The organism is Yersinia sp. 2542 StPb PI (assembly GCF_048593855.1).
Taxonomy (GTDB): Bacteria; Pseudomonadota; Gammaproteobacteria; order Enterobacterales; family Enterobacteriaceae; genus Yersinia; species Yersinia enterocolitica_E.
On record NZ_JAZGQA010000533.1, the window covers coordinates 1 to 335 of the forward strand.

Genomic DNA, 335 nt, shown 5'->3' on the forward strand with positions numbered 1-335 from the left:
ATTAGGTCCTTCGAAAGTTAATAATGAGCAATTATCAAAATCAAAAGATACATTACTAAATGCTTTGAATTTATTTATTTCCAGTTTCGATAATCGCCAATTCTGCATTTATTAACCCTCCAAGCAAGTTGTCTAAATCATCATCATTATCTAATGATAAATCATCTATCAAGGAATATAGTTCAGCTAATCCTAATCTATCAACCATTGTAGATATCTGGAATTCTATAGGAGTCAACTCTTTTTCAATACTTGGCATTTCTAAAAATGGTAATTTAATGAAAATTCGAGCAGCTATATTGTATAAGCAAGGCTTTAACGGAAAGTTTTTATAT

Annotated in this window: 1 pseudogene; it reads right to left on the reverse strand. The window is 29.0% G+C overall.

Annotated features, from left to right (window positions below):
• Window positions 1-70 precede the first annotated feature (70 nt).
• Window positions 71-335, reverse strand: a pseudogene (locus V1952_RS22635) (hypothetical protein); the annotation flags it as partial.